The sequence below is a fragment of the Fructobacillus sp. ESL1096 genome, assembly GCF_058511985.1.
On the sequence record NZ_CP196400.1, the window covers coordinates 1,006,549 to 1,022,455 of the forward strand.

General features: G+C 43.9%; 13 protein-coding genes and 1 riboswitch. Of the genes, 11 read left to right on the forward strand and 2 right to left on the reverse strand.

From position 1 onward, the window contains the following. Positions 1 to 98 precede the first annotated feature (98 nt). Positions 99 to 202: riboswitch (TPP riboswitch) on the forward strand. Positions 203 to 322: 120 nt separating this feature from the next. Genes ACSYSR_RS05030 through ACSYSR_RS05045 form a run of 4 tightly spaced genes read left to right on the forward strand, consistent with a single transcriptional unit; the run spans position 323 to position 5,010 of the window. Next, positions 323 to 1,639: a solute carrier family 23 protein gene (locus tag ACSYSR_RS05030; RefSeq protein ID WP_489815941.1), complete on the forward strand. Its 1,317-nt coding sequence runs from the start codon at positions 323 to 325 to the stop codon at positions 1,637 to 1,639. Beyond that, positions 1,632 to 2,753, forward strand: coding sequence for a LuxE/PaaK family acyltransferase (locus ACSYSR_RS05035; protein ID WP_489815940.1), 1,122 nt, complete (start codon positions 1,632 to 1,634; stop codon positions 2,751 to 2,753). Before ACSYSR_RS05030 ends, ACSYSR_RS05035 begins: the two co-directional genes overlap by 8 nt. Positions 2,754 to 2,764: 11 nt before the next feature. Next, positions 2,765 to 4,240: an acyl-CoA reductase gene (locus ACSYSR_RS05040; protein ID WP_489815939.1), complete on the forward strand. Its 1,476-nt coding sequence runs from the start codon at positions 2,765 to 2,767 to the stop codon at positions 4,238 to 4,240. A gap of 2 nt (positions 4,241 to 4,242) precedes the next feature. Then, on the forward strand, positions 4,243 to 5,010 hold the full coding sequence (locus ACSYSR_RS05045) for an SDR family oxidoreductase (protein WP_489815938.1): 768 nt from the start codon (positions 4,243 to 4,245) through the stop codon (positions 5,008 to 5,010). A 103-nt stretch (positions 5,011 to 5,113) separates the two neighbouring features. On the opposite strand, the gene ACSYSR_RS05050 is transcribed toward ACSYSR_RS05045, so the two are convergent. Further along, positions 5,114 to 5,854, reverse strand: a complete 741-nt coding sequence (locus ACSYSR_RS05050) for a sulfite exporter TauE/SafE family protein (protein ID WP_252773578.1) — start codon at positions 5,852 to 5,854, stop codon at positions 5,114 to 5,116. Positions 5,855 to 6,509: 655 nt separating this feature from the next. Continuing rightward, positions 6,510 to 7,028, reverse strand: a complete 519-nt coding sequence (locus ACSYSR_RS05055) for an NUDIX domain-containing protein (RefSeq protein ID WP_489815937.1) — start codon at positions 7,026 to 7,028, stop codon at positions 6,510 to 6,512. Between the two features lie 171 nt (positions 7,029 to 7,199). On the opposite strand from ACSYSR_RS05055, the gene tgt reads away from it, so the two are divergent. The 7 genes from tgt to ACSYSR_RS05090 all read left to right on the forward strand — a co-directional run bounded on the left by tgt (position 7,200) and on the right by ACSYSR_RS05090 (position 15,904). Continuing rightward, complete coding sequence (gene tgt / locus ACSYSR_RS05060) at positions 7,200 to 8,417, forward strand: tRNA guanosine(34) transglycosylase Tgt (protein WP_489815936.1); 1,218 nt, start codon at positions 7,200 to 7,202, stop codon at positions 8,415 to 8,417. A 47-nt stretch (positions 8,418 to 8,464) separates the two neighbouring features. After that, positions 8,465 to 8,773, forward strand: a complete 309-nt coding sequence (yajC, locus tag ACSYSR_RS05065) for a preprotein translocase subunit YajC (RefSeq protein WP_252773580.1) — start codon at positions 8,465 to 8,467, stop codon at positions 8,771 to 8,773. Positions 8,774 to 8,910: 137 nt separating this feature from the next. After that, on the forward strand, positions 8,911 to 10,644 hold the full coding sequence (locus ACSYSR_RS05070) for an ABC transporter ATP-binding protein (protein WP_489815935.1): 1,734 nt from the start codon (positions 8,911 to 8,913) through the stop codon (positions 10,642 to 10,644). After that, a complete protein-coding gene (locus ACSYSR_RS05075) occupies positions 10,637 to 12,409 on the forward strand; it encodes an ABC transporter ATP-binding protein (RefSeq protein ID WP_489815934.1) in 1,773 nt (590 codons plus the stop codon). The genes ACSYSR_RS05070 and ACSYSR_RS05075 overlap by 8 nt, the downstream gene beginning before the upstream one ends. Positions 12,410 to 12,527: 118 nt before the next feature. Next, the gene (locus ACSYSR_RS05080; RefSeq protein WP_489815933.1) at positions 12,528 to 13,757 is read left to right on the forward strand and encodes a glycosyltransferase family 4 protein; all 1,230 of its coding nucleotides are present in this window, start codon (positions 12,528 to 12,530) and stop codon (positions 13,755 to 13,757) included. A 1-nt stretch (position 13,758) separates the two neighbouring features. Further along, positions 13,759 to 14,838 carry an LTA glycolipid anchor biosynthesis glycosyltransferase, IagA/BgsA family gene (locus ACSYSR_RS05085; RefSeq protein WP_489815932.1) on the forward strand — a complete coding sequence of 360 codons (1,080 nt, stop codon included), beginning with the start codon at positions 13,759 to 13,761 and terminating at the stop codon, positions 14,836 to 14,838. Positions 14,839 to 14,848: 10 nt separating this feature from the next. After that, positions 14,849 to 15,904 carry a lysylphosphatidylglycerol synthase transmembrane domain-containing protein gene (locus tag ACSYSR_RS05090; protein WP_252773585.1) on the forward strand — a complete coding sequence of 352 codons (1,056 nt, stop codon included), beginning with the start codon at positions 14,849 to 14,851 and terminating at the stop codon, positions 15,902 to 15,904. The last annotated feature ends 3 nt before the right edge of the window (positions 15,905 to 15,907 follow it).

Consider the following 15,907-nt stretch of genomic DNA (forward strand, 5'->3'; position numbering starts at 1 on the left):
TGGCTGCTACTATTCGTGGAACAGTTTCGAATTTGATTAAACAAAGTTGATTATATTTGTTCTAATATCGAATTTCATGTTATACTGAAAAAAATTAATTAATTCGCAAGGGGAGCATCACGCTGAGATTAGACAGAAATGTCTTAGACCCTATGTACCTGATCTGGTTAATACCAGCGTAGGAATGCAACTAATATTGATAACAAGGGGTCTTTTTTGGGACTTTTCGGTTGAGGTTGAATTCATCATGAATTCAACCTTTTTCTTTTGCTGGTAAAGACTGTTCAGGGTGGATTGATGAATTAAATTTTAGGAGAAAAAAATGATTCAACAGAACCATCAGCAGCAAGAAAGTTCCCCGGAAGAGATTCCATTGAGTACTAGTCAGACGATATTGATTAGTCTCCAACACATCTTTGTTTCCAATGTCTGGCTTGATCCGATTTTTGTTGCTTCAGCCGCGGGCCTCTCGTTAGCCTTGTCGACGAATTTGATTAGTGCCATTTTTTTGGCATCTGGTCTGGTAACGATTTTGCAGGCTTCAAAATTAGCACGGCTGCCGATTGTGCAAGGGCCTTCAGCGGCCTTTGACGCCCTCATGATTAGTGCTGGTAAAACCGGTGGTTTGCCAGCTGCCGGTGGTGCCGTCTTTCTCAGTGGCTTTATTGTTTTGCTGATGTCTTTATTTGGCTGGGTTCATCGCTTAGCTAAGAAATTGACACCTGCGATTAACGGGACCATTATTTTTTTGGTTGGCATTTCGCTTTCAAGTTTTACAATGTCAGAATTACTAGGGGGGACGCCTGGCACAAAAGGTTTTGCATCGCCAAACGTTCTTCTGGTGGCCATTACAACCACTTTGATTGTCGTCTTAGGATCGTTGTTTGGCCGAGGTTACTGGCGCAAGTTTTCCTTTTTGCTGGCCCTTGTGGTTGGTAATCTTTTGGCGGCCAGCCTGGGGATGATTGACTTGTCAAGCGTGCAAAGTCAACCGTTTTTTGGCCTACCACGGTTGTTTCCTTATGGACTATTTCGTTTTAATTGGGCCATTTTTCTGACCTTCTTCATCGCTTATTTAGTGGCAGTGATTGAAGCTTTGGGCGTTTATGAAGCCTCTGCAGATGTTACCAAAGAAGAATTAAGTGCAAAGCGTATTAGTCGTGGAATTGCAGGTGAAGCGGGTGGCTCAATGCTTTCTTCTTTGATTGGCGGTTTTCCAACCACAGCTTTTGCCCAAAACTTAGGAGTCATGAAGTTGACGGGAGTGCATTCTCGCAAGCCCATTCTATTGGCCGGGGGATTACTAATTTTACTAGGATTTGTGCCCAAGTTTGCAGCAGTACTCGCTTTGACCCCAGCACCCGTTATCGGTGGGATGTTTTTGCCGGCAGCGGCAACCTTGTTAACGACGGGCTTTGCAACCCTGCAGCAGGCTGATAAAGGCGAAGCTACTCGGATGAGTATTGGTCTGTCTTTGTTGCTGGCCATTGCCCTGCCATCTTATGCAAAAGGATTTTCGGGTATTTATCAGTCGCTCTTTTCAAATAGTATTTTAGTCGGTGCTCTGTCGATTGTGACCCTGCATGTTCTATTAATTGTTGTACCAGGATTTTTTGGAGGGAAAAAGAACCATGAGTGATTCGGTTGCTGCAATTCAAAAAGAAATTCTGAGTTTTATTGACCAACACCAAGTCATGGACGGCCACCATGAAAGTGATGAGGATTTCAATCAGTTGGCCCTCGATTTATTTCAATACCAATTTGACCATAATTTACCCTATAAAAAATATGCGCAACAACAACGAAAAAGTCCGCTAATGGTACATCGGTGGCAAGAAGTACCATTAATGCCGATTCAGGGATACAAGCAGTTAACGCTGTCGACAACGCCGATCACGGCGGGCGAAGCTGTTTTTATGTCAAGTGGGACAACGGATAAGACCCACCGTAGCCATAGCTACCATCCGACTTTTGCTGTTTGGAATGAGTCAATGAAAGTATCTTTCAAGCAGTATGTCCTCCCGGACGTTGATCAAATCACTATTATTGGCCTATTTCCGGATGAAAAGCACCTTGACAATTCTTCTTTGGCTCATTATGTCAGTCGCGCCATTACCGAATTTGGTGACCAACACAGCAGATCCTATGTCGATGCAGACGGGATTGATTATCAGGGCGTGGTCGCTGCTTTAACGGCGGCAGAAATTGATCACCGTCCCGTGATGCTGCTTGGCGCAAGTTTTTCCTACGTCCATTTTTTGGATTACCTACAAAAGCACCAGTTGGTCTTTCACCTGGCTGAAAAAAGTCGAATTTTTGATACCGGTGGTTTCAAGGGCCAATCGCGTCAAGTTAGCGAAGACCAGCTACTAGCTGATTTGGAAGCGGCCTTCGGTATTGGTCGTGACTATTATTTGAATATGTATGGCATGACGGAAATCAGTTCACAGTGCTATGACCAAAATTTGTGGCGGCTCAACCAGGGTTTGGACCTAATTTATAGTAAGCAAACACCAGCTTGGGTTCGCGTCAGGATTTTAGATACCGATACCTTGGCGCCTGTTGCGCCCGGACAAAAAGGTGTCTTGGCCTATTATGACCTTTCGAACTGGAACTCATGCTTGGGCATCTTAACGGAAGATTTAGCCGTACAGGATGACGTCGGCTTTACTTTGCTTGGTCGGATTGCTGGGGCGGAGTCAAAGGGGTGCTCAATTTCTGTTGATCAACTACTGCAAGCCAATCAAGCATGAAAGAGGATACAATGGCTAAAGAAGGAGAGACAACCAAAATCAACTTGTTTCTTGCGCCAAATGAGAGTCAATTTAATCGATTGAAAACCTGGTCGATTTCGGTGGGTAAGCAACGCTATGATTTACAGTATCCTGATTTGACAGAACAAGAAGTCAAAGAAACCATCAAGACGTTGAAAGACCATCAGCAGGCTTTTTTAAGTCAACTTTCGGTCGAAGAAATCATTCTGATGATTAGTACTGCCGCCGAAAAATGGATGGACCCGGAGTACAATGAGCGCCAGTTGGCACTAAAGTTATTACCGATTATCACGGGATACAGTGAGGAAACGATTAACTTGGAAATTAGGCGGTATATGCGCCTGTTTCGTGCCAAAGAGTTACGTCGCTTTTTAAATACGGAATTGGCAAACCCAGCAATTTTGGATGCTTTTCAGCCACAAGCATCCGGAAGCCTAACCAAGGCTTATGGTCCCCAAACAAGCTTTCACGTTTTTTCCGGTAATATTCCTGGTCTCCAGGTTTGGCCGCTCGTAATGACACTGTTGGTAAAATCAGCTAGCTTTGGGAAAACTTCCTTTGCTGAGCCGCTTTTCCCGGTGCTCTTTGGCCAAAGTTTATTAGCAGTGGAACCCAGATTGGCGGGTTGCTTGGCAATCTTTCCTTGGAAAGGTGGTAGCAAGAAGTCAGTTGAGAAAGCGGCTGCGGCTGGGACAGAGGCTACGATTGCCTATGGCTCGGATCAATCGGTGAAGAATGTTCAGACATTGGTGCCAGCTGGCCATTTATTTTTGCATTTTGGCTATAAAATCAGTTTTGCTCTGGTTGGTCAAGAGGCGTTGGCGACCGATCGGTATCAAGGTACCGTTAATCGGGCGGGTGCGGACGTAGCGATTTATGACCAGCAAAGCTGCCTGTCGCCGCAGTGTATTTTCGTTGAACGCGGTGGTTCTCTGTCACCAAAGGACTTTGCTAGTGCGTTAGCAGCTGATTTGGCAAGCAGACAACAACGGTGGCCTCGGGCGGACCTGGATGACCAACAAGCCACAGCCATTAACCGCTTAAGGGCACAATTTCAATTGGAAGCAATCGCTGATCACAGCTTGACAGTCTATTCTAGTCCGCAAAAGACAGATTGGACCGTTGTTTACCATGATCAACCCATCTTCATCAGTTCGCCATTAAATCGGTTTGTGCATGTGGTGGCCGTTGATAATTTACTGACTGTGCCGATTTACTTAAGACCCTACCAGCAGTACTTACAAACTGCCGGTATCGCTGTCGCACCAAAACGTCTGTTACCAATCACGGATACTTTGGGCCAAGCGGGTTTGTGCCGGATTACCGCCTTAGGGGAGATGACTCGGGCACGACCTGGTTGGCACCATGATGGTCGTTTTAATATATTAGATTTGTTGCGGTTTACAGATATTGAGCCAAGTGCAGAAAGTCTGGCTGAACACTTAGATACAGATGTGGAGTGGTAAAGATGTTATTAGAAAATCAAGTCGCACTGGTGACTGGGGCTAGCCGGGGCATTGGTGCTGCCGTTGCTAAAAAATTTGCTGCTGAGGGAGCACTTGTTATCGTCAATTTCTTGAAAAATCAGGAAAAAGCGGATGCAGTTGTGCAAGAAATCCAGACAGCCGGAGGACAAGCGGTCGCGATGGCTGCCAATGTTTGTGATGACCAGGCAGTTCAGGATATGATGACGATGATTGCTGATAATTTTGCAGGTTTGGATATTGTTGTTAATAATGCCCTAAGACACTACAGTTTTAATCCAAAAAACCGTCATCAGGTGGAATCGATGCCTTGGAGTGACTATCAGGAACAATTTGAGGGGGCAGTCAAGGCAGCTTACAATGTCAACCGGGCTGCCCTACCTTTGTTAAAGGCGAACCAGGACGGTCGAATTATTCAGATGATCAGTAACCTTGTTCAACAGCCAATGGTTCCTTACCACGATTATATTACTGCGAAGGCTGCTTTATTAGGCTATTCGCGGGCATTAGCCAAAGATCTTGGGCCATTTGGTATCCGCGTGAACACAATTGCACCTGGGCTGACTTATCCGACCGATTCGAGCAGTGCTACTGGTAATGACGTGCGTGAGCGGTTGTTGGCTCTCTCGGCAACGAAACGGTTAACCATTCCAGAAGATGTGGCTGGAACAGCTCTGTATCTAGCTTCAAGATTATCCAATAACGTGACGGGTCAGTGCATTACAGTTGATGGTGGTCTAACCATGAATTAACAATCAACTTGTTTTTTTATTAGGTGTTTGTTTGAATAAGTGAAACAAAAAAGGAAACAACTAGTCAGGGAGAAGCCTGACTAGTTGTTTCCTTTTTATCTTTTTAAAAGAACAAACGAATACCAAAGTACATAATGACAAAGCCAATGAAGGGCGATAAGAACTTGTTAATCTTTTTTGGATCAAATTGTTTTAGAACAAGGGGTGTCAGAATTGAACCCGCCACACCACCAATCATCAGATAAAGGCCAGCTGTCCAAGAAATAGGACCGCCACTTAGTAAGTGGCTGATGAGCCCGACGACAGCTAAAACCCACAGAACGTAGGTTGTGGTACCAGCAGCCTTGACTGCAGGCACGTTCATAATCGAAAGGCCCGCTACGGTGGCCGAGCCACCTGATAGGCCGCCAAAACCAACCATCAGGCCGGAAATTAGTCCAAAGACTGGTGCGACTTTACTATTCTCATTGGACTTTGCGTTCTCTTTTTTCTTACGGAAATTTTTGATGACCACAATCAAGCCCATCCCAGTCAACAAGATTCCGACGCCGAGATTGTAAACAGTGACGGGAATGAACCGGGAGACGGCGGTACCGATGATAATGCCTGGAATACCGGCTATAATTAATCGATTTCCAAGTTTACTTTCGATATTCTTTAACCGCCATTGTGTTATCATGCCTGAAAAAAGGGCGAAGACGGCAATTAAGAGCGAAGTTGGGACAGCGACGACAGTCGACATCCCTAAAGTCGAGGTTAGCACTCCAAGGTAAAAAGTGGCACCCCCACCACCAATTAAGGTAACAAAGCAGCCAATTAGGAAACCATAGAAAATTGCAATCATGAAAAAACCAGCTTTCAAATAAAAGATTTAACAAAACCGAGCAGGGTTTGCGGAGGTTCAGGAGATGAACCTTCAAACAGAATGACACTAATTATTAGTAGTCTACCAGTCTTTGCCAAAAAATGCAGGGTAGGAGTTGGTTAAAAGAAAAAAGTGCGAGGACGTCAGCAGCAAAAAGAGCGGAAAATTTTAGTATCAAAAAAGGACTGGGATTTCCAGTCCAAAGGTTGGCTAGTAACTTGGTGGCAGTGAAAGAATTAATGGAACGGTAAACAGGTCGGAATAAAAAATGCATTTTTTGGGAAACGTGCTAGAAATATAGTTAGGAACTCATTGATTACACGAAAGAATCCTGTTTACCCAATGTCGAACAATAGAAGTAGGAATTAAGACAAGTATTCATATAAGGACACTGCCACCAGGTTCCTAGCACCAAGATTATATCATAATTTTAAAATAACGACCATTATTTAAAAATATTATACAAAAGCAGGGCGATTAACTAAAAAATAAATTTAAATATTGAAAGTTGCCGGTACCATAGTTTGGTCAGGGAGATTAAGGTTGATTGGGGCTGATTTATTCAGACTGTGACAACCGTTTTTTTCTTAGTCAAGCAACGACCCGTTGCTCTTCAGGAAAAATAAAAAAGGCCTTAGGCCTTTTTGTTTGAAAAAGATTCGCGTAACCATGGTTGGTTACTGGTCTCATTTTCAGTTAAAACACGTTCGAGCGTTTCCGCCGCCGCAGGCACAAACATTTCTGGTCTTGGGTTAACCGGAATAAAGTCGGCGGCCAAAGTTTCATCACCATCGACAACTAAATCAGCTGCGCTGGCACCAGGAACTAAGCGGACCTCAAAGCCCATTGACAAGGTCTCTTGGGCATCGCCCCATGAATTTTTGTCTGTGACGTGGCTGGTTACGCCTAAGAGCCGGACTACTTCGACATCGAGATTGGTTTCTTCTTTAAATTCACGGACAACGGCCTGCATTGGTGACTCACCATACTCCAAGAACCCCCCTGGGAAGCCGTAGCCATTCTTTGAATCACCACGTTTTTCTAATAAAATAGCGTCGTGGTTTTCATTCCAAAGTACGCCCCAGGCAGAGGGAAAAATCATGCCTTCGTGACCAACTTTTGCCCGCATTCGAGCGATATAATTTTGTTCCATCAAATAACCAGCTTTCTTATTTTTAGCTTTGAGTTAATTTTACAATAGTATCATAACATTCAATCATGGTGTTTTGCGGGCTGTTTTTTGCAGACTAATTTGCTTGTCAACCGTTTCCAAGATCGACCGTGCTATAATGGGAATAGTGAAAATTTTTGAAGTAGGTGAAATATGACACAGCAAAAGGGTGCCGTTTGGTACGAACACCTTCATACTGAAAAACATACCGGTGCACGTCGTGGCCGATTACATACTCCCCATGGAACCTTTGAAACGCCAATGTTTATGCCAGTTGGAACTCAGGGCGCCGTTAAGGGCGTGAATAATCGAACATTGAAGGAAATTGGGTCCCAGTTTATCTTGGCCAATACTTACCATTTGTGGGTTCGCCCCGGAGATGAGTTAATTGCTGAGGCCGGCGGCTTGCACAAGTATATGGGTTGGGATCAGGCCATTCTAACCGATTCGGGCGGCTTTCAAGTCTTCTCATTATCCGATTCGCGTAAATTGAGTGAAGAAGGGGCGACCTTTCGTAACCACGTGAACGGCGACAAGATGTTTTTGTCGCCGGAAGTGGCCATGCGCATTCAGAACAATTTGGGTTCTGATGTCATGATGCAGCTGGACGAAGCCATTCCTTATTTTGAAACCTATGAGTATATTCGGGATTCCATGCAACGATCATTACGTTGGGCAGACCGGGCACAACAGTATCACAAGAAGACCGATACTCAGGCTTTATTTGGAATTGTCCAAGGAGCTGGTTTCCGCGATTTACGGACTGAATCCGCTCAGGAATTGGTCAAGATGGACTTGCCAGGCTATGCCGTGGGTGGTTTATCTGTTGGTGAATCAAAGAAAGAAATGAATCGGGTTTTGGACTTTACCATGCCAATCTTACCCGAGGATAAGCCCCGTTATTTGATGGGGGTAGCAGCTCCTGACTCCTTGATTGATTCGGTTATCCGCGGGGTGGACATGTTTGATTGTGTCTTGCCAACGCGAGTCGGCCGTAAGGGGACACTGATGACCAAGCGCGGTCGAGTGGTAATTAAGAATTCGAAGTATAAGAATGATTTTTCACCTATTGATCCTGATTTGGAATATTATTCAAAGAATCCCATCCGGTCAAATCAGTTTGGCAATTTAGCGCAATACGATTTGCCATCTTATAGCCCTTATCAAAACCTATCAAGGTCTTACTTACACCATCTCTTTAATGCCAATGAGTTGCTGGGAGCGCAAATTGCCTCAGAGCATAACCTGCGCTACCTGTTAAACTTAATGGAAGAAATGCGGACTGCGATTGAAGAAGACCGACTCTTGGAATTCCGTGAGCAGGTCTTGGAAGATTATGGTTATAATAAACCCAATGCGCGTTTGTTCTAAAAATTTGTTACAATAGTTTAAACTAAAATAAATTAAAGGAAGTTTTTATGCAAAGTTTCATTTTCCCTCTATTAATTATTGTTGTGATGCTCTGGTGGATGTCACGGACAAGCAAGAAGCAACAACAACGCCAACAAGAGATGCGCAGCAATCTGAAGCCAGGTGCTAAGGTGATTACCATTGGTGGTTTGCATGCTGTTGTTGATGCTGTCAACGAAGAAGCAAAGACTGTTGATTTGGACGCCGAAGGCGTTATTTTGACTTTTGAAGCAACGGCTATCCGGACTGTTAAACCTGAAGAGGCTAAGTCTGACGATAACACCGCTGAAGAAGCAAAGGACGAAGCAAAAGATTAAGACGTGACTCGTTTTTTTTAACACAAACAGTCGTCTTGGACCCTCCCAGCAATTCGGGAGGGTCTTTTTACCAGTAAAAAGGGACAAAAATTCTAAGGAATGCTGATTTGCCCCAAAAACGTGATGAGGAAGAATTGATGAATTTATTATTACATTATGCCAGGCCTTATTGGAAGCAAATCACCTGCGCTGTTTTAGCAGTCGTGACGATGGCAACGGCAACATTATTGCAGCCTCAGTTTTTAAAGCGGATGCTATCGGCCATTATTGCTGATAATTCACAGGCCGTTCTCCATAATGGGGTTTGGCTGCTAGTACTAGCCGTTGTTGGTATGATTGCCGGGGTTTCAGGCACCTATTTTGCTTCCCAAGTTTCCCAAAGTTTTGCGGCTGATTTACGACGAGCAGAGTACGAAAAAATTCAGTCGTTTTCTTTGACACAAATCCAAAAGTTTTCATCTGCTAACCTGGTGATTCGACTAACCAATGATATTAACCAGGTGCAACGGTTTGCCATGCAGTTGCTGCAAATTATTTTACGTGTGCCAATTTTGTTTGTCGGTGGCTTGGTGTTGGCCATTTGGACCATGCCTAGTCTTTGGTGGGTAATTGTTTTGATGATTATTTTAATCATGTTGGCAACTGGACGTATTTTTGGCAAAATGGGTGGTTTGTTTGGTAAGTTCCAACATATCTTGGACAAAAACAACACTCTTACCCAAGAAAGCCTTTCAGCCGTCCGCGTCGTGAAGTCCTTTAACCAAGAAAAGCAGGAAGAAGATAACTTTGCAGCTAGTACTAAGGAATTGACTGATTTAAACCAAAAGATTTCTTATATTTTCTCATTAATGCTGCCGGTTTATATGCTAATTTCCTATATTGCCATCGCTGCGGCTTTACTTTTGGTTTCGCAAACAATTTTGAAGAATCCCGATGAATTGGCAAAAATTACACCTTTTATCACCTATTTAAATCAGATTTTGTTCTCCTTGCTGATGATGGGGATGGTTTCCAACATGGTTTCCCGCGGTTTGGTTTCTTTGAAGCGTATTGGGGCGGTGATGGCCGAGCCCAGTACCATTAATATCCATGCCAATGCTGAAACTGGAGCGGTTAAGCGGTTGAATGGGGTGATTACTGTTCGCAATCTTTCCTTTGCCTATCCAAATGATGACAAACAGGTTTTGCGCGATATTTCCTTTAACCTTCCCGCTGGTCAAACGCTTGGCATCGTTGGTTCGACCGGGTCCGGCAAGTCAACTTTGGCACTGTTGTTAGCCCGTTTGTATCAGCCGAGTGCGGGTCAGATTGACATTGATGGCCAAGATTTACAAACCATCGACCAAGAAACGCTGCATCAAAACCTATCAATTGTCTTGCAAAAGCCAGTCTTGTTTTCCGGCACGATTGAAGACAACTTAAAGATGGGGCGTCCTGATGCCAGTTTGGCTGATTTAGAAAAGGCAGCCGACCAGGCTCAGGCCAGTGAATTTATTAACCAATATCCTGACCGCTTTGGTCAAGAAGTGTCTGAAAGGTCTTCTAACCTTTCTGGTGGGCAGAAGCAACGGTTGTCGTTGGCGAGAGCCCTTGTTAAAAATCCGAGTTTGTTAATCTTGGATGATTCAACCTCGGCCTTGGATGCCCGGTCAGAAAAGTTGGTTCAAGAAGCATTAGCCAAGGACTTTGTGGCAACCACTAAGGTGATTATTGCTGAAAAGATTGCTTCCATTATCCATGCAGATCAGATTCTAGTCATCGATCAGGGGCAGATTGTTGGTGCAGGAACGCACCAAGAACTACTCGAGCAGTCTGAAATTTATCAAGATATTTACCAAAGTCAAAAAGCAAAGGAGGACAACCATGGCTGAAATCAAAACAGCACTTGCTTACTTTGTTAAAAATTTAAAGCAATATTGGCGAGCTTTGTTTATTTCGTTGCTTTTAATTTTAGTGGCAACTTATGCACAAATTAAGGCACCGCTTTATTTAGGGGATGCCATTTCGTCCTTGACTGATTATTTGGTTGCCTCGCTCACGCCTGGGGGTCATGGTTCCTTACATGACTTTTATGTGGCCGTTTTTTCCATGATTGCTTTTTATGTGTTGACCGAATTTGCCTTGCTAATTTCAGGTCTCATGACTGCCAAAATTTCGTCTGATTCAGTGGGTGTGATGCGGCGTGGCTTGTTTGGCAAGCTTCAAAAAATGCCGGTGCGCTACTTTGATACCCACCAGGACGGAAAGGTTTTATCACTCTTTACTTCTGATTTAGATAATATTTTTACGGCGATGAATAACGCCGTTTTTCAGATTTTCTCTCAAGCGTTGCTTTTTGCTGGTGTGATTTGGATGATGTTTGCCAAATCAGCAACGATGGCGTGGGTAACCTTAGCCTCAACGCCAATTGCCATTATTGGTGCCTTACTGATTGCTAAATATGCTCAAGTTCAAATTAACCACCAGCAGGCGGCGACAGCTGATATGAACGGTTATATTAATGAACAGTTGGCAGGGCAAACTGTTCTGTTGACGGAAGGCCGCCAAGCGGATTCAATTGAAAAGTTCGAGCCGTTTAACGATCAGGTCCGAGTAGCTAGTCAAAAGGGACAGTTCTATTCTGGCCTGTTAAATCCTTTGATGCAGGGGTTCTCTTTGCTTAACTTAGCGATTGTGATTTTCTTTGGTTCGTGGTTAGTTTTGCATAATGGCATGGACAAGGCCTCGGGTTTGGCCTTGGTTGTTGTCTTTGTTAACTACTCACAGCAGTTGTTTCAACCAATTACTTCATTGACGACTATTTATAATGCCCTGCAACTGGCCGTAACGGGTGCTAACAGGATTACGGAAGTTGAAGAGGAAGACGATGAAGTTAATAACGGGAAAAAGATTGCTGGTCCATTAAAGGATGAAATTGCTTTGAAGCATGTTGATTTTGCTTACAATCCTGATCGACAAATTTTAAAGGATGTTTCAATTACGGTCAAAAAGGGACAGATGGTTGCTTTGGTTGGGCCAACGGGTTCTGGTAAGACGACTGTGATGAACCTTTTAAATCGTTTCTATGATCTTTCAGGTGGTGAAATTACCTATGATGGGACCAAGTTACAAGACTTTGACCTTTATTCCCTGCGTGATCGAGTTGGGATTGTTTTGCAGGAATCAGTTATCTTTTCCAAGTCAATCATGGATAATATTCGCTATGGTCGGCCGGATGCCAGCTTAAAAGAAGTCCAAGAGGCCGCTAAACAAGCCCGCATTCACGACTTTATTATGTCCTTACCGGACCAATATGATACACAAATTTCTCCTGAAAAAGATCTTTTCTCCAGTGGGCAAAAGCAGCTCCTTTCGATTGCTCGGACAATCTTAACGGATCCAGTTTTGTTAATCTTGGACGAAGCAACATCAAACGTTGATACAGTGACCGAGGCAAAAATTCAAGAGGCAATGGACAACGTTATGGCTAACCGAACTTCCTTTGTAATTGCGCACCGTCTGAAGACAATCTTATCTGCTGACCAAATTGTTGTTTTGAAGGATGGCCAAGTCATCGAGCGTGGTTCTCATGAGGAATTGATTAAGAAAAACGGCTTCTACGCTGAACTTTATACGAATCAAATGGTCTTTGAATAAGGACTGCAGTGGTCCAAAATGATGATTTCTTGCTGGAGCAAGATTTGGAACGGTCTCAGCGAGATGGTATACTAAAAGTATTATGCCCACGGGCAAGCAATGAGCAATGGAGATTCCTATGAAAATTGGCTTATTTACGGATACTTATTTTCCACAGGTTTCCGGTGTCGCCACCTCAATTCAAACCTTAAAAAATGCTTTGGAGGCCCAAGGCCACCAAGTCTATATTTTTACGACCACGGACCCCAAGGTTGACAAGCATACGCCAGAAGAAGGAATTTATCGTTTTTCATCGATGCCTTATTTTGGCTTCAAGGATCGTCGTTTGACTTTTCGTGGTTTAATTCAGGCTGTTGAAATTGCCCGTGACTTGGGCTTGGAAATTGTGCATACCCAAACGGAATTTTCGTTGGGCTTAATTGGCAAGTATGTGGCCCGACGGTTAAAGATTCCTGTTATTCATACCTATCACACGCAATATGAAGATTACACACATTATGTTGCGAAAGGGATGTTAATTCGGCCCAGTGCAGTTGGTCATATCGTCAAGGCCTACCTGAAGGGAATGGAGGGCGTAATTGCTCCTTCTGAGCGGGTCAAAGAAAGTCTCCTCAGTTATGGTGTGACGATTCCAATTCCAGTGATTCCAACCGGTGTGGCTATCAAAAAGCGAGAAGCTCATCACGATCTTCGTAAGCAGTACGGTTTGGCTGAGAATCAGCCGGTGATTTTATCTTTGGGAAGGTTAGCTTTTGAAAAAAATGTGGCTTTGACCATTTCTGCCTTTTCTGAGCTTTTGCAGACCGTTCCCGATGCCAAGCTCATGATTGCTGGTGACGGCCCAGCTAAAAAATCACTGGAAGAACAGGTTGAAGACATGGGCTTGCAGGAAGCGATCATTTTTACGGGAATGATTAATCATGACCATGTCGGTGATTACTATCGAATGGCTAACGTTTTCGTTTCCTCATCAGATAGTGAGACACAGGGGCTAACTTTTATTGAAGCCTTGGCAGCCGGCCGGCCGTTTGTCGCTGTTCGTTCACCTTATTTAGAAGAAGTGGTGACCAATAAGGCCATTGGAACGTTAATTGATGATTACGACGAGTTCCTAGCTGCCACTTTATACTACTTACAGCATTCTGATACAGCTGCCGATGATCAAATTCGGGCAGCAGCAGTAAAAAACGTTGATGCAACGACTTTTGCGGATCGAGTCTTAAACTTTTATGACCAGGTCTTGCAGAATTACCACCATGATGACGTTGATGACGATTCAGACCAGTTAACGGATGAAGAGGTCGGCTATATCAAACGTCTCTTACGCAACCCCTTTAGGAGAAGCTAACTTGAAGGTTCTGTTATATTTTGAAAACCAAAAATTGATTGCCAAATCAGGAATTGGTCGAGCAATGCGCTTGCAACAAGAAGCGCTAGCACCAATTGCTAATGTGGAGGTAACGACTGACCCCAAGTGTACAGACTATGATATTTTGCATATCAACACTTATGGCGTGAAATCGATGTATATGGTCAAAAAGGCCCACAAGATGGGGAAAAAGGTGGTTTACCACGCTCATTCGACTTATGAAGACTTTCGTAATTCATTTTTTGCCTCAAATTTGATTGCACCCTTGTATAAAAAGTACTTGGTAGCCCTCTATGGTCAAGCCGATGCTTTGATTACGCCAACGCCGTATTCAAAATCACTTTTGAAAAATTACGGTCTCACACAGCCAATTTATGCTATTTCAAATGGGATTCGTTTGAGTAAATATGCAAACGATCCACAAAAAATTCAGGCCTACAAGGATTATTTCCGTATTCAACCAGGACAAAAGGTTGTGATGTCTGTTGGTCTATTCTTTGAGCGTAAGGGGATTTTTGACTTTGTTGAATTAGCCAAGCGGCACCCAGAAATTACCTTTATTTGGTTTGGTCATACCAACCCCGCCATCTTGCCACGCAAAATTCGCCGGGTTGTCTTTGGTGGCGAACATCCCAAAAACCTCATTTTCCCGGGTTATTTATCTGGCGATGTGATTTTAGGGGCCTTTGCTGGGGCTGATTTGTTTTTGTATCCATCTTATGAAGAGACAGAGGGAATTGTTGTCTTAGAAGCCTTGGCCTCTAAGCAGCGTCTCTTGGTTCGTGATATTCCAGTTTATGATTCTTGGCTGAAAGACGGCGTTAACAGCTATAAGGCAGAAGACTTAGACGACTTTGACCGTCAAATGGTCGCAATTTTAGCCGGTAAAAAATCTGATTTGACGCAGGCTGGCTTCCAAGTTGCACAAGAAAAAGATTTAAACCGAGTTGGCGAAATTCTTGCTGAGGTTTATCAAGCAGTTTTAGATAATCGCGCCTTGTCACTTAACCCTGACCAGGACGAGGCGCTTATGCCAGCTTGGTCGACGAATCGGTCTTAGGAGATTCTTGATGGGTGCTTTAAAATCCAAAAAAAACCAATTATCGGCCTTGCTTGTCCTCGTGCTAACAGGTCTAACCGTCTATTATTTGACGCGGGAATTAAGTGGCCGTGAAAAGCAATTAGAGGCTGCGCTGAAAGTCTTAGACTGGCATTTTCTTGTGCTTGCATTGTTGACGATGATGCTGTCGTTGCTGCTAGAGGCATTGGCTACTAGATCTCTGCTGAGTTCTGTTGATCGAAAGAATACGAGTTGGGGAACGTTGATTCGTGTGCCGTTGTTGAATCAACTAGGGACGGGTCTGACGCCTTTTGCTTCCGGGGGACAGCCAGCACAACTATATGCGTTAACTCGAGGAAAAATTGAAGGTAGCCGCGCTTTATCTGTGACTTTGATGAAATTTTTGGTTTATCAAATTGTGGTCGTTTTGTTCTTTATCGTCGGCTATGTAGCCGCTGATTCTTTCATCTACAAAAATGTTGATCCAGCCTTTGCGACTTTCATTCCTTTTGCTATCGCTATTCACGCCGTCGTGATTATCGGTCTGCTGTTGATCATGTTTTGGCCACAGCTGTCTTTGAAGGTTGTTGAGTGGTTTGGCCGTGGCGCGCGAAAGTTTATGAGTGCCAGTCGAGTTAAAAAATTAGTTGACACGACGGAAGATAAGGTCAATAATTTCCATCAGGAGTCAAAACGTGTGGCCCGCTCGGCCAAGTCACTCCTGGTAGCAACTCTGTGGACTGCTCTGCAATTAATTGCCTTTTACCTGGTGCCCTATTTTGTTATCCGGGCCTTTGGCTATGCCTCCGTGAACCCCTGGCTGATTTTAACAATGAACATTATGATTGTGATGGTTATTTCGTTGTTTCCAATTCCAGGTGGTGTTGGGGGGGCGGAGCTGTCCTTTCAACTGCTCTTTACGCCTTTTGTTAAGAACCCAGCAACGCTAGTCTTGGTTATCTTAATTTGGCGCATCATTACTTATTACTTCTGTCTCTTTGCTGGTATTTTAGCCTATGTAATTCCTAATAAGGAGCAGCGGTTGGCAAAGAAACAAAGGGGGTAAAAA